Annotated in this window: 11 protein-coding genes; 7 read left to right on the forward strand and 4 right to left on the reverse strand. The window is 62.0% G+C overall.

Annotated elements, in window-relative coordinates:
- Nucleotides 1–1973: 1973 nt before the first annotated feature.
- Both ACZRMS_RS23800 and ACZRMS_RS23805 read left to right on the forward strand, forming a co-directional pair.
- Entirely contained in the window at nucleotides 1974–4379 is a 2406-nt protein-coding gene (locus ACZRMS_RS23800; RefSeq protein WP_463997321.1) for a TonB-dependent siderophore receptor, read from the forward strand.
- Nucleotides 4380–4464: 85 nt separating this feature from the next.
- Entirely contained in the window at nucleotides 4465–5490 is a 1026-nt protein-coding gene (locus ACZRMS_RS23805) for a GlxA family transcriptional regulator (RefSeq protein WP_463997322.1), read from the forward strand.
- Here ACZRMS_RS23805 and ACZRMS_RS23810 read toward each other — a convergent pair.
- Nucleotides 5483–6664: an MFS transporter gene (locus tag ACZRMS_RS23810; RefSeq protein ID WP_463997350.1), complete on the reverse strand. Its 1182-nt coding sequence runs from the start codon at nucleotides 6662–6664 to the stop codon at nucleotides 5483–5485. The genes ACZRMS_RS23805 and ACZRMS_RS23810 overlap by 8 nt on opposite strands.
- Nucleotides 6665–6821: 157 nt before the next feature.
- Between ACZRMS_RS23810 and ACZRMS_RS23815 the strand changes: the two genes are divergently transcribed.
- The gene (locus ACZRMS_RS23815; RefSeq protein ID WP_463997323.1) at nucleotides 6822–7271 is read left to right on the forward strand and encodes a winged helix-turn-helix transcriptional regulator; all 450 of its coding nucleotides are present in this window, start codon (nucleotides 6822–6824) and stop codon (nucleotides 7269–7271) included.
- Nucleotides 7272–7351: 80 nt separating this feature from the next.
- On the opposite strand, the gene ACZRMS_RS23820 is transcribed toward ACZRMS_RS23815, so the two are convergent.
- Genes ACZRMS_RS23820 through ACZRMS_RS23830 form a run of 3 tightly spaced genes read right to left on the reverse strand, consistent with a single transcriptional unit; the run spans nucleotide 7352 to nucleotide 9950 of the window.
- The gene (locus tag ACZRMS_RS23820; RefSeq protein WP_463997324.1) at nucleotides 7352–8533 is read right to left on the reverse strand and encodes an acetyl-CoA C-acetyltransferase; all 1182 of its coding nucleotides are present in this window, start codon (nucleotides 8531–8533) and stop codon (nucleotides 7352–7354) included.
- Between the two features lie 26 nt (nucleotides 8534–8559).
- Entirely contained in the window at nucleotides 8560–9219 is a 660-nt protein-coding gene (locus ACZRMS_RS23825) for a CoA transferase subunit B (RefSeq protein WP_048361554.1), read from the reverse strand.
- Nucleotides 9220–9251: 32 nt separating this feature from the next.
- Entirely contained in the window at nucleotides 9252–9950 is a 699-nt protein-coding gene (locus ACZRMS_RS23830) for a CoA transferase subunit A (protein WP_048361555.1), read from the reverse strand.
- A gap of 134 nt (nucleotides 9951–10084) precedes the next feature.
- On the opposite strand from ACZRMS_RS23830, the gene ACZRMS_RS23835 reads away from it, so the two are divergent.
- The 4 genes from ACZRMS_RS23835 to ACZRMS_RS23850 all read left to right on the forward strand — a co-directional run bounded on the left by ACZRMS_RS23835 (nucleotide 10085) and on the right by ACZRMS_RS23850 (nucleotide 14105).
- Complete coding sequence (locus ACZRMS_RS23835) at nucleotides 10085–10972, forward strand: LysR family transcriptional regulator (RefSeq protein WP_463997325.1); 888 nt, start codon at nucleotides 10085–10087, stop codon at nucleotides 10970–10972.
- 195 nt (nucleotides 10973–11167) lie between these two features.
- Nucleotides 11168–12148: a quinone oxidoreductase family protein gene (locus ACZRMS_RS23840; RefSeq protein ID WP_463997326.1), complete on the forward strand. Its 981-nt coding sequence runs from the start codon at nucleotides 11168–11170 to the stop codon at nucleotides 12146–12148.
- A 13-nt stretch (nucleotides 12149–12161) separates the two neighbouring features.
- Nucleotides 12162–13010 (forward strand): TauD/TfdA dioxygenase family protein, encoded by an 849-nt coding sequence (locus ACZRMS_RS23845; protein WP_463997327.1) that lies wholly within the window; start codon nucleotides 12162–12164, stop codon nucleotides 13008–13010.
- A 42-nt stretch (nucleotides 13011–13052) separates the two neighbouring features.
- Complete coding sequence (locus tag ACZRMS_RS23850; protein ID WP_463997328.1) at nucleotides 13053–14105, forward strand: beta-keto acid cleavage family enzyme; 1053 nt, start codon at nucleotides 13053–13055, stop codon at nucleotides 14103–14105.
- Nucleotides 14106–14168 lie beyond the last annotated feature (63 nt).

Here is a 14168-nt window from a genome sequence, read left to right on the forward strand (position 1 = left end):
CGGGCCATCCATGGCCCAACACGGCTCTCCCGGCATCCATGCCGGGAGACCCACTGCGCAGAACCTCCACTCGGCCTCCCGAAGGGGCCGGTAGATCAACAGCAATGCCCGCCGAGGCGGCCGACCGGCCGGCCTGTTTGGCGGCGAGGTCTGCGAGACTCGCACATCTCATCTGTGGGAGCGGGCTTGCTCGCGATGCAAGCGGCGCGGTATTTGAGTTGAATCGCGCCGATGCCATCGCGAGCAAGCCCGCTCCCACATGGGGTTGTGCAGTTTCAAGCCTTTGCCTTTGCCTTTGCCTTTGCTGTAGCCAGGGGAATGTACGAACAACGCGAATGCCCCCATTCCAGTTGGGCGTGTGTGGCGGATATGTGTCCGGTGTTGCAGTTATTCATCCCGAGTACATATCCGTTCGATGCGCCACGGCTTTCTACGGGTTTCGCCCTTACGGCGAGGCACTTTTGTCAAACAGCCGAGTGTCGGACCACCACAAAAATACCCAAAAAGGCCTTGCCCCGGCGTACGGCCCTCGCTGCGCTCAGGTGCCCCTTGCTCCGGTCCCGCTCCGTGGGCACGCCGTGACGGGCCATCCTTGGCCCAGCACGGCTCTCCCGGCATCCATGCCGGGAGACCCACTGCGCAGAACCTCCACTCGGCCTCCCGAAGGGGCCGGTAGATCAAGAGCAATGCCCGCCGAGGCGGCCGACCGGCCGGCCTGTTTGGCGGCGAGGTCTGCGAGACTCGCACATCTCCTCTGTGGGAGCGGGCTTGCTCGCGATGCAAGCGGCGCGGTATTTGAGTTGAATCGCGCCGATGCCATCGCGAGCAAGCCCGCTCCCACAAGGGGTTGTGCAGTTTCAAGCCTTTGCTTTTGCTGTAGTCAGGGGAATGTACAAACAACGCGAATGCCCCTATTCCAGTTGGGCGTTTGTGGCGGATATGTACTTGGTGTTGCAGTTATTCACCCCGGGTACATATCCGTTCGATGCGCCACGGCTTTCTACGGGTTTCGCCCTTACGGCGAGGCACTTTTTCCAAACGCCGAAAAAGTACCCAAAAAGGCTTGCCCCGGCGTACGGCCTTCGCTGCGCTCAGGTGTCCCTCGCTCCGGTCCCGCTCCGTGGGCACGCCGTGACGGGCCATCCATGGCCCAACACGGCTCTCCCGGCATCCATGCCGGGAGACCCACTGCGCAGAACCTCCACTCGGCCTCCCGAAGGGGCCGGTAGATCAAAAGCAATGCCCGCCGAGGCGGCCGACCGGCCGGCCTGTTTGCCGGCGAGGTCTGCGAGGCTCGCACATCTCCTCTGTGGGAGCGGGCTTGCTCGCGATGCAAGCGGCGCGGTATTTGAGTTGAATCGCGCCGATGCCATCGCGAGCAAGCCCGCTCCCACAAGGGGTTGTGCAGTTTCAAGCCTTAACCTTTGCTTTTGCTGTAGCCAGGGGAATGTACGAACAACGCGAATGCCCCCATTCCAGTTGGGCGTGTGTGGCGGATATGTACTTGGTGTTGCAGTTATTCACCCCGGGTACATATCCATTCGATGCGCCACGGCGTTCTACGGGTTTCGCCCTTACGGCGAGGCACTTTTTCCAAACGCCGAAAAAGTACCCAAAAAGGCTTGCCCCGGCGTACGGCCTTCGCTGCGCTCAGGTGTCCCTCGCGCAGGTATGCTCCGTGGGCACGCCGTGACGGGCCATCCTTGGCCCAGCACGGCTCTCCCGGCATCCATGCCGGGAGACCCACTGCGCAGAACCTCCACTCGGCCTCCCGAAGGGGCAGGTAGATCAAGAGCAGATCAAAAGCCAAAGCAAAGCAAAGCAAAGCAATAGATTGCGCGATACACAAACCCTGTAGCCGCAGCCTTGGGCAGTGGCTACAGGGTTTCCCCGGTTTTACAGATTTCGCTGTCCCTTTTTTTTACCTCGACGGTCATTCAAGGCAAGTGAATAAAATACGAGAGCGTTGTCCCATGCTTGCAGTACCGTCCTTGCGCTTGCGCCCGCTGTTTCGATTCGGCCTTGTGTTGACCCTCAGTACCAGCCCGCTGTTTGTCTCCTCAAGCTGGGCCGACAGCGACGAACGCCGTACCTATGAGGTGCCCGCGGGCACGTTGGGCGCCGCCTTGACCCGTTTCGCCGGGCTGGCGGGGGTCAACCTGTCGGTGGACCCGGCGCTGGTCAGCGGTCACAACAGCAGCGGCCTGTCCGGCCCGTTCGCGGTGCAGGAGGGCTTCACCCGGCTGCTACAGGGCTCCGGTCTGCAACTGGTGCCCGCCGGCGATCAGGCCTACACCCTGATGCCCATGGCGCACGACAGCGACAGCCTGCAACTGCCCAGCACCTCGATTCTCGGCGCAGAAGGCGGCGGGCAGGGCGCTGTGTTCGCCGGTGGGCAGGTTGCACGTCGGGGCTCCCAAGGCTTGCTCGGTTCGCGGGACTTCATGGAAACCCCGTTCAGCATGACCACCTACACCAGCGAGGCGGTCAAGAATCTGCAAGCCCGCACCCTGGGCGACCTGATCGGCAGCGACCCCTCGGTACGTGCAACCAACCCGGCGGGCGGGCGCTATGAGCAATTCACCATTCGCGGTTTCAGCCTGTTCAACAGTGACGTCGCCTATAACGGCCTCTACGGCATCCTGCCCACGTACACCATCGACATGGAGATGGCCGACCGCGTCGATATCCTCAAAGGCCCGAGCCAACTGATCAATGGCATCTCGCCTCGGGGCAGTGTGGGCGGCGGTATCAACGTGGTGCCCAAGCGCGCCACGGATCAGCCGATCACCGAGTTCACCGGTAGCTACGCCTCCGACAGCCAGGTCGGCGGTGCTGTGGATATCGGCCGTCGGTTCGGTGACGAGGACCAGTTCGGGTTGCGTTTCAATGGCGTAAAACAGTCCGGCGATACTGAGTGGGATCACCAGAGCGTTGATCGCGAGATGGCCGTCCTGGGCCTGGACTTTCGCGGCGAGCGGTTGCGGCTGTCGACCGACATCGGCCACACCGAACGCATCACCGATGCGCCCCAGGAGCGAGTGCAGGTAGGCCCCAAAGCCAAGGTGCCGGACGCCGGCGACGTTCGCCACAACTACGCAGAACCCTGGAGCCGGGCGCGCACCAAGGACACCTTCGGGGCGGTGAATGCCGAGTATGACGTCAACGACTCGGTCATGGTCTACGGCGCCGTCGGGGCGCGCAAAAGCAATCACGACTTCCTGCGTCATGCCGTGTCGGTGACCAACGATGCCGGTGACTTCACCGTGCAGCCGCGGGACTTTACCCGTGACGAAAATGTGCGCACCGCCATGGCCGGGGTGCGCAACTGGTTCCATACCGGCGCTGTGAGCCATGAGGTCAATCTGGCGGCCAGTTACTTTTATATGGACTTCACCAATGGCGGCGCCCGTTATGCGACCTCGACCAGCAACATCTATCACCCGGTTGAAACACCCCGCCCCGGCACACCCACCCGGCTTGACCCCGAGGTCTACACCGAAAGCCGCTACAGCGGCGTGGCATTGGCCGATACCCTCGGTTTCTTTGACGACCGCCTGCTCCTGACCCTGGGCGCCCGCTGGCAGCGGGTCAAGGTCGATGACTGGAACAATGACATCAAAGGCAAAACCGGCTACGACGAAGAAAAAGTCTCGCCGTCGGGCGGCATCCTGTTCAAGGCCACCGACAAGCTCTCGCTGTACGCCAATTACATGGAAGGCCTGAGCCAGGGCAAGATTGCGCCTTCGGTTTCGGTCAACGAAGACGAAATCTTCCCGCCGTTTATCAGCCGTCAAATCGAAGCCGGGGCCAAGTACGACACCGGCCCGTTCGCGATCACCGCCAGCGTGTTCCGCATCAGGCAGCCGGCCTATGAGACCAATGCCACGACCCAGGTCTTTGGCCCCAATGGCAAGCGGCAGAACCTGGGGGCGGAAGTCAGTGTGTTCGGCGAACCGCTCCAGGGCTTCCGTCTGCTGGGCGGGGTGATGTACATCGACAGCAAACTGACGGATACCCTCGACGGTGCCTATGACGGCAACCGTGCGCCGGCCACGCCGGAGTACAACGTCAACCTGGGGGCCGAGTGGGATATGCCAGCGGTACCGGGGCTGACCCTGACCGGACGCGGCCTCTATTCCAGCTCGCAGTATCTGGACCAGGCCAACACCAAGGAAATCGACGCCTGGGAACGCTTCGACGTGGGCGCGCGCTACGCGTTCAAGGTCGACGCAACGGCCGTGACCTTGCGGGCCAGTGTCGAGAACGTAATGGGCAAGCGGTTCTGGAGTTCGGCGGGTGCCTCGGACGACAGCGAGCCGGGCCTGACGCTCTCGACGCCGCGAACTTACCTGTTGTCGGCAACGGTGGGGTTCTGAGCTGATCCAATGAGTGCCTGTGCTACCGACAGGAGATTTTTGGCCTGCCGGGGGTTAGCATTGCGCCTCGATAAACCCATCGCAGATGGATCGCCCCTTGACCGAACGACGTCAATTCAGCACCGGCATGAAGGGCAAGAACCTTCGCTACCTCAAAGACAGCACCGCTGAGGTGCGCCCGAGGGTGCGCACCGGTTTTGTGCTGCTCGAGCACTTTTCGCTGACCGCCTTCACCCAGGCGCTGGACGCCATCATCACCGCCAACCTGCTGCGCGCCGATCTGTTCTCATCGCGCACCTATGGCTTGAGCGACGGTGAAGTGGTCAGCGATCTGGGCCTGGTGATCCGGCCCGATGCGCGCATTGATCCTTCGATCATCAACGAGCTGGACCTGCTGGTCATCTGCGGCGGCTACAGGACAGAGCTGAAAATCAGCGACGAACTGATCAACCTGCTCAGGGCCGCCGCAAACGCGGGCATTACCCTGGGCGGGTTGTGGAACGGTGCGTGGTTCCTCGCCAGTGCCGGGCTGCTGGATGGCTACCGGTGTGCGATCCACCCCGAACACCGGCCGGCCCTGGTCGAAGTGGCCAGGGCGGCGCAGATTACCAGCGAACCCTGGGTCATTGATCGTGACCGCCTGACGGCCTCGAGCCCGGCCGGTGCTTTCCAGATGGCGCTGGGCTGGATCAAGGGGCTGCACGACAAGGCACTGGTGGAAGGGATCGAGGACATTCTGGCGTTTGAAGAGTCCCGCTATCGCCGGATCAAACCGGCACAGAACATCTGCGTGAGCGCGCCACTGCGTGAAGTGGTGCAGTTGATGGACGCCAACCTCGAAGAACCGCTGGAGCTGGAGCAACTGGCGGTCTTTGTCGGCCGCTCCCGTCGCCAGCTCGAACGTCTGTTCAAGGAGCAACTGGGCACCACGCCGCAACGTTATTACCTCGAACTGCGCATCACCGAAGCGCGGCGGTTGCTGCAACACACCGAGCTGTCCCAGGTCGAGGTGCTGGTAGCCTGCGGGTTTGTTTCGCCCAGTCATTTCAGCAAGTGCTACAGCGCTTATTTCGGCTACCGGCCGTCCAGGGAAGTGCGCCTGATCAAATAGCCTTGGGCATATGACGCAACGTCATGCCCCAGAACCCGAAGGCCGCAAGGCTGACCCCGGCGCCGAGTGCGCAAACGCCCGTCCAGCCGCAGGCCGCGAACAGGGCTGTGGATGCCAGTGCACCCAGCCCGCTGCCAACGGCATAAAAGAGCATGTAGCAACCGACGATCCGGCTGTGGGAGTCGGGCCGGGCGTTGAAGATCATGCTTTGGTTGGTCACGTGAATGGCCTGTGCGCCAAGGTCGAGGATGATCACACCGATGATCAGCCAGGCCAGCGAGTGGGGTGTGAGCCAGAGAGCCAGCCACGCAAGCAGCAACAACCCCAGTGACCAGCCGGTTGTCCGCTGGCCCTGTCCTTTATCCGCCTGGATCCCGGCCCGTGTGGCTGCAAGCGCGCCCACCACACCCACCAGGCCCAGCATGCCGATGGCGGTGTGCGAAAAGCTGTAGGGCGCCTGGGTCAACAGAAAGACCAGGGCACTCCAGAAAATCCCGAGCACCGCAAAGATAAACAACGCCAGCATGCCGCGGATTTGCAGCACGCGATCCTCCCTGAGCAGGGTGAACATTGAGAGGACCAGCCTCCAGTAGGGCATCGGCGCGGCAGTCGGTCGCTGCGACGGCAGGACGTTGTAGAGGATAAGGGCCAGCACCATCATCACCAGCCCCGAGCCGAGGTAAACCCAGCGCCACCCGGCCAGATCCACGACCAGCCCCGCAGCCAGCCGTGACAGCAACAGGCCGATGACGACCGCGCCCTGAACCGTGCCCACTACCCGGCCACGCTCCCGGGGCAGGGACGCGGTGGCGGCGAAGGCAATCAAGCCCTGGGTCATGGCGGTCCCCAGCAGCCCGATTGTCAGCATGGCCAGCAGCATGAGCACGGGGGAGCGGGTCATGCCGACGCATATAAGCCCGGCGATCAATGCCCCTGCCTGGGCCAGCATCAAGGTGCGACGGTTGATCTGGTCACCCAGTGGCACGAGCAACAGCAAGGCCAGTACGCTGCCGACCTGGGTGGCGGTAATGACCCCGCCGACGGAGGCAGGGCTGATGGCAAAGTCCACCGCCACCTGATCAAGCAACGGCTGCGCGTAGTAGACGTTCGCCACACTCAGCCCGCTGGCACAGGCAAGCAGCCCGACGAGCCCGCGCGGAACGCCCGTGGCCATTGCCACAGGTGGGGGATGAAGTTGATCTGCGTGCACGGGAAAACCTCTCGTCATACTGGTCTCAAATGAAGACTGGTTTCATTCTAGGTCAACCAGTCTTAAAATGAAACTTGTTGCGCGAAGCAACCTGATTCCCAAGGCAAGCAAAGGAGCCGGTATGACCAGTCAGCACAATGAAGCGGGCCAGAGTTGCCCGGTGGCACGGACGGCGGACGTGATTGGCGATCGCTGGTCGTTATTGATCGTGCGCGACGCATTTGACGGGGTTCGGCGTTTCGGGGACTTCCAGAGTGGTTTGGGGGTTGCGCGCAGCGTGCTGACCAACCGGCTCAAGAACCTGGTTGAGGCCGGTATTTTCGAAGTGCGGCCTGCGTCCGACGGAACCTCGTACCAGGAGTACGTCCTGACCGAGAAGGGCAAGAGCCTGTTCCCTGTGGTCGTGGCTTTCAGGCAATGGGCGGAGCAGTATTTGTTCGAGCCGCACGAGGCGCGCTCGCAACTGGTGGACACCGCCACAGGGCAGCCCCTGGGCCTGATGCAGCCGGTAACGGCGCAAGGTCAGGCGATTGCCCCTGAGCAAACCCGGGTCAAAAAAAACCCGGCGTGACCGAAGCCACGCCGGGGGTGTTGCCAGCCAGCGCGTGGATATCGTGGGTCCGAACGCTGGCTGTTTGAACGCGGGGAGGTTTAGCTGCGCTCGATGGCCAGGGCTACGCCCATACCGCCGCCGATGCACAGGGTGGCGAGGCCTTTTTTGGCATCGCGCCTGATCATCTCGTGCAGCAATGACACCAGAACACGGCAGCCCGATGCACCGATGGGGTGGCCCAGGGCAATGGCACCGCCATTGACGTTGACCTTGTTCATATCCCATTGCAGCTCTTTGCCCACCGCCAGGGATTGAGCGGCGAAAGCTTCGTTGGCTTCGATCAGGTCCAGTTGGTCCAGGCTCCAGCCGGCTTTCGCCAGGCAGCTGCGGGTGGCCGCGACCGGGCCGATGCCCATGATTGCCGGGTCGACACCGGCGTTGGCGTAACCGGCGATCCGGGCCAGCACCGGCAGGCCCAGGGCTTCGGCCCTGGCAGCGCTCATCAGCACCACGGCAGCGGCGCCATCATTGATGGTCGAGGCATTGCCGGCGGTGACGCTGCCGTCTTTTTTGAACGCGGGTTTGAGTTTGGACAGAGCGTCGGCGGTGATCCCGGCGCGGGGCTGTTCGTCGACTTCAAAGGCCAGCGGGTCACCCTTGCGCTGTGGAATCAGGATCGGCGTGATCTCGTCGGCGAAGCGCCCGGCCTCGATGGCCGCGCAGGCTTTGTGTTGCGAAGCGGCGGCGAAGGCGTCCTGCTGTTCACGACTGAGCTGGTACTTGTCCGCCAGGTTCTCGGCCGTAATGCCCATATGGTAATCGTTGAAAGCGTCCGTCAAGCCGTCGTGGAGCAGGCTGTCGAGCATCTTCGCGTGGCCCATGCGCAAACCGGTGCGGGCGGCGGGCAGCACGTAGGGGGCCAGGCTCATGTTTTCCATGCCACCGGCAATCACCACTTCGGCATCGCCGCAACGGATCGCCTGGGTCGCCAGGTGCAGGGCCTTGAGGCCGGAGCCGCAGAGTTTGTTCAGGGTCAGTGCCGGGACCGTGTGGGGCAGGCCCGCAAGGATCGACGCCTGGCGCGCGGGGTTCTGCCCGCAGCCTGCGGTAAGTACCTGCCCGAGGATCACTTCATCCACCTGATTACCGTTCAGGCCGGTTTTTGCCAGCAATTGACGGATCACCGCAGCGCCGAGCTCGGCCGCCGGGACAGTGGCCAGCGAACCCTGAAAACTGCCAACCGCCGTACGGGTAGCGGCGACAATAACGACTTCTTGCATCGAATCTCTCCTGAAAAAGGTGCGGGTCAAGCGAATTGCATTTCCGGGACATGGTCCGGGACGATCAACTTGCCGGCGGTTTTGCGCACGATCTCGTCAACGCTGACGCCGGGCGCGCGTTCCTTGAGGATGAACGCACCGTTGTCGATTTCCAGGTAGGCCAGATCGGTCAGTACACGCTTGATGCAGCCGGCGCCGGTCAACGGCAGGCTGCAACGCGACAGCAGTTTGGACTCCCCGTCCTTGGATGCATGGGTCATGGTGACAATGATGTTGTCCGCACCGGCCACCAGATCCATCGCGCCGCCCATGCCCTTGACCATCTTGCCGGGGATCATCCAGGAGGCGATGTTGCCGAGCACGTCGACCTCAAAGGCGCCGAGTACGGTGAGGTCGATATGGCCGCCGCGGATCATCGCGAAGGATTCTGCCGAGGAGAAAATCGACGCACCGGTTCGGGCGGTCACGGTTTGCTTGCCGGCGTTTATCATGTCGGCGTCTGCTTCACCGACGCGGGGGAACGCGCCCATGCCGAGCAGGCCGTTTTCCGATTGCAGCATGACTTCCATGCCTTCGGGAATGTAGTTGGCGACCAGGGTCGGGATGCCGATACCGAGGTTCACATAGAAGCCGTCCTGCATTTCGCGGGCGACGCGCTGAGCCATTTGTTCACGGGAAAGAGCCATGGTGGTACTCCGTCAGAGCTGGGGGCAGGGGATCAGGAGCGCTCGGTGAGCTGCTCGATGCGTTTTTCGAACGTGCCGCAAATGATCCGGTCGACGTAGATGCCGGGGGTGTGGATCTGCGTCGGGTCCAGCTCGCCGGGTTCGACGATTTCTTCGACTTCCACCACGGTGATCTTGCCGGCAGTGGCGGCCAGCGGGTTGAAGTTCTGCGCAGTGTGGCGGTAGATCACGTTGCCGAAGTGGTCGGCTTTCCAGCCCTTGACGATGGCGAAGTCGCCGGTGATGGACTCTTCCATCAGGTAGGCGCGGCCCTTGAACTCACGGGTTTCCTTGCCATCGGCCACGGGTGTGCCGACCCCGGTGGCGGTGAAAAATGCCGGGATACCGGCACCGCCGGCGCGCATTTTTTCGGCGAGGGTGCCCTGGGGGGTCAATTCAACTTCGATTTCACCGCTCAGCAGCTGCTTCTCGAACAGTGCGTTTTCACCTACATAAGAGGCGATCACTTTGCTGATCTGGCGGTCTTCGAGCAGTACGCCGAGGCCGAAACCGTCGACCCCGCAGTTGTTCGAAACCACAGTCAGGTCGCGGATGCCCTGGCGCTTGATCTCATTGATCAGGTTCTCCGGGATGCCGCACAGGCCAAAGCCGCCAGAGATGACGGTCATGCCGTCCTTGAGCCCGGCCAGGGCTTCTTCGTAGGTCGCCACACGCTTGTCGAAACCTGCCATATGCACCTCTTTTATTTTTAGTGGGTGGTGGTTAGCCGTTTGTAGCGAGTGTCACTGCGTGCTATTGATTTGTTAAGTTGATTTTTAAGGTTTATTGATAGATAAAACAAATTAATCAACTTGAGGCCCCGCCCATGACCGTGAAACAGATCCGCGCCTTCCTCGCCGTGGCCCAGAGCCTGAGTTTTGCCGTGGCCTGCGAGCGTCTTCATTTATCCCAATCGGCCTTGAGCCTGACCATCAAGGCGCTGGAAGAGGGCCTTGGCGGGCGCCTGTTCAGCCGCACCACGCGCAATGTGGCACTGACGCCGGAAGGCGAGTCGCTGCTGCCCCTGGCCCGTCGGCTGATTGCCGACTGGGACAATGCCGAGGATGAACTGCGCCAGCGTTTCACCTTGCAGCGCGGGCGCGTGACCCTGGCGGCCATCCCGTCGTTTTCGGGCAACGTGCTGCCGGCCATCCTCAAGCGTTTCCGTGTGCGTTACCCCAAGGTCAACGTCACGGTCAATGATGTGATCAACGAGCAAGTGCTGGAAATGGTCCGCGACCGGCAGGTGGAGCTGGGGGTGGCGTTCGAGCCGGGGCCGGGTTCGTCGCTGACGTTTACCCCGCTGTATCTCGACCGTTTTGTGGCGGTGGTGCCCCGTGATTCGCTGCTGGCCGGGCGTGCGCTGATTGACTGGAAAACCTTGCTCGAACAGCCCTTTATTACCCTGCAGCGACCTTCTGCGGTGCGGGTGATGCTGGAGGAACATTTGCAGGCGCGGCAGATGAAGTTGCCGGTGGAATTCGAAAGCCATCAGCTGGCAACGGTCGGGCGCATGGTGGCCAGCGGGCTGGGAGTGAGTGTGGTGCCGGCCTTGTGTGCCGAGCAGATGCGTGAACTGGGGGCGTGCTGCATCACCTTGCATGAGCCGGTGGTAGAGCGGGCCATGGGGGTTTTGACCAAACCCGGGCATGAGCTTTCGGCAGCGGCCCAGGCGATGTTTGACAGTTTGTTTGAGCAGTGGCGGGTGGGTTGAAGGTGGCAACCCTCCAGGCGGCCGAGGGGATGTCTGTCGCCGCTGCCGAAGGCTGCGACAGGTGTTTGCAACCCCTGTCATGAAAAGAGAAGGCGCTGTCGTCTGATGAGAAGCGCCCGGCCCGGCCGTTGTTTACATTCCAGTCCACGTATATCGCCGTAGTGCGATCTGAATGCTGACTGGAGAGATAAAAGCATGGCCCAAGTCGTACGTTTTTACGAAACCGGTGGTCCCGAGGTGCTTCGTTTTGAGGAAGTGGAAGTGGGCGACCCAGGCCCCGGCGAGGTCAGGCTGCGGCATGTCGCCGTCGGCCTCAATTATGCCGATACCTACTTTCGCAATGGCACTTACCCGATCCCGATGCCCAACGGCATGGGGGTTGAAGCGGCCGGTATCGTCGCGGCAGTGGGTGAGGGCGTCAGCCATGTGGCGGTCGGGGATCGTGTCACGTATACCGGCTTTCTCAACACCCTGGGAGCCTATAGCACCGAGCGCCTGATCTCGGCTGCACCCCTGATCAAACTGCCGGAAAGCATCTCTTTTGAAACCGCTGCCGCCATGACCATGCGCGGTCTGACGTCTGCCTATCTGATGCGCCGCATCCATGATTTCAAACCTGGAGACAGCATCCTGCTGCACGCCGCCGCCGGTGGCGTCGGGCTGATTGTTTCGCAGTGGGCCAAGCTGCTGGGCCTGAAGGTGATAGGTACCGTGTCCAGCGATGCCAAGGCTGAGGTGGCCCTGGCCCATGGTTGCGATCATGTGATCAATTACAGCCACGAGGATGTGGCCAAACGCGTTCGCGAGCTGACCGACAACGTCGGCGTCAATGTGGTGTTCGACAGTGTGGGCCAGAGCACCTTCATGGGCTCGCTGGACTCGCTCAAACGCCGTGGCCTGATGGTCTGCGTGGGCACGGCTTCCGGCCCGATCCCGGCTTTCAACCCGGCCCTGCTGGCGATGAAAGGCTCGCTGTTCATGACGCGTCCGGCACTGGCCGACTACATCGCGGATCCGGCAGAAAAGGCCGATCTGGCCGGTGAACTGTTCGACCTGGTGGGCAGCGGCCGGATCAGGATCGAGATCAACCAGCACTACAGCTTGCAGGATGCCGTACAGGCCCACCGTGACCTGGAATCGCGCAAGACCACGGGCTCCTCGATATTCGTTATCTAAAGGAGGGCAGGTCATGCGAGTCGAACAACTTACCTGCCATATCGGCGCCGAGCTGATCGGCGTCAGCCTTGCCGATGCCATCCATGACGCCGGCCTGTTCGCCGAGATCCGGGCCCTACTGCTCAAGCATCGCGTGTTGTTCCTGAGGGACCAGGACATCAGCCGTGCCGAGCACGTGGCCTTTGCCCGGCACTTTGGCAAGCTGGAGGACCATCCGGTATTGGGCAGCCACCCGGACCATCCCGGCCTGGTGCAGATCTATAAAACCCCGGACAGCCCGGTCGACCGTTACGAAAACAGCTGGCACACCGATGCCACCTGGCGCGAGGCGCCACCGCTGGGCTGCGTGCTTCGTTGCGTGGAGTGCCCCCCGGTGGGGGGCGACACCATGTGGGCCAATATGGTGGTGGCTTATGAGCGCTTGCCCCGCGACGTCAAGGCCGTGATCGAAGGCCTGCGGGCCCGTCACAGCATCGAGGCAACGTTCGGCGCGGCCATGCCGATCGAAAAGCGTCTGGCACTCAAGATCCAGTACCCCGATGCGGAGCACCCGGTGGTGCGCACGCACCCGGAAACCGGCGAGCAGGTGCTGTTCGTCAATGGTTTCACCACTCACTTCAGCAACTACCACACCGCTGAACGGGTGCGTTACGGCCAGGATTTCAGCCACGGTGCGTCCGAGCTGCTGCGCTACCTGATCGGCCAGGCCAGCATCCCCGAGTACCAGGTGCGCTGGCGCTGGAAGCCCAACAGCATCGCCATCTGGGATAACCGCAGCACCCAGCATTACGCGGTGATGGATTACCCGGCCTGCCATCGCAAGATGGAACGCGCCGGCATCACTGGCGAGAAAACCTACTAAGCAAGCGCACCCAAGCGAACAACAATAAAAAAGGAAACCAGCATGCAATTCTTCGACGATTCCCTGCACCCTGAAAACATGGAAAAAGTGGTCATTACCGTTGCCCCTTATGCCCCTGAGTGGATGCCGGAAGACTTCCCGGAAGATATCCCGGTGACCATGGATCAGCAGGTTCAGAAGGCAGTTGACTGCTATGAAGCCGGCGCCACCGTACTGCACCTGCATGTGCGCGAACTGGACGGTAAAGGCTCCAAGCGCCTGTCCAAGTTCAACGAGCTGATCGCCGGTGTGCGTGAAGCCGTGCCGGACATGATTATCCAGGTGGGCGGTTCGATTTCCTTTGCCCCGGAAAGCGATGGTGAAGCGGCCCTGTGGCTGTCCGACGACACCCGGCACATGCTGGCGGAGCTTTCGCCGCGGCCGGACCAGGTCACCGTGGCGATCAACACCATTCAGATGAACATCATGGAGTTGCTGTACCCGGAGTACCGCGAAGGTACTTCGCTGGCCGACCCGCTTTACGAGGCAGCCTACAGCGAAATGACCGTACCGGCAGGCCCGGCCTGGGTGACTGAACACCTCAAGCGTCTGCAGGCCAACAATATTCAGCCGCACTTCCAGCTGACCGGCATCCATGCTTACGAAACCCTTGAGCGCATGGTGCGCAAGGGCCTCTACAAAGGCCCGCTGAACCTGACCTGGATCGGTATCGGTGGCGGTTTCGACGGCCCCAACCCGTTCAACATGTTCAACTTCATCAACCGCGTACCGGATGGTTGCACGCTCACCTCCGAGTCGCTGATCAAGAACATGCTGCCGCTCAATACCATTGCCCTGGCCATGGGCCTGCACCCGCGTGTGGGCACCGAAGACACCATCATCGATCAGCACGGCAAGCGCTTTACGTCGGTGCAGCAGATCCAGCAGACCGTACGCATTGCCCATGAACTGGGCCGTGAGATTGCCACCGGCAAAGAGGCGCGCGACATCTACCGCATCGGCGTGCAGTACGACACGGTCGAGCAAACCCTGCTGGCCAACGGCATGGCGCCCAACCGCAAGCCGGGTCAAAAAGGCGTACCGCGCCGCGACTGATGTGACATCAAGCAGGAAGCCCGAGGCTTCCTGCTTGCGCAGGACCCAAAAACAACAATAAAA

Source organism: Pseudomonas sp. B424, assembly GCF_055408345.1.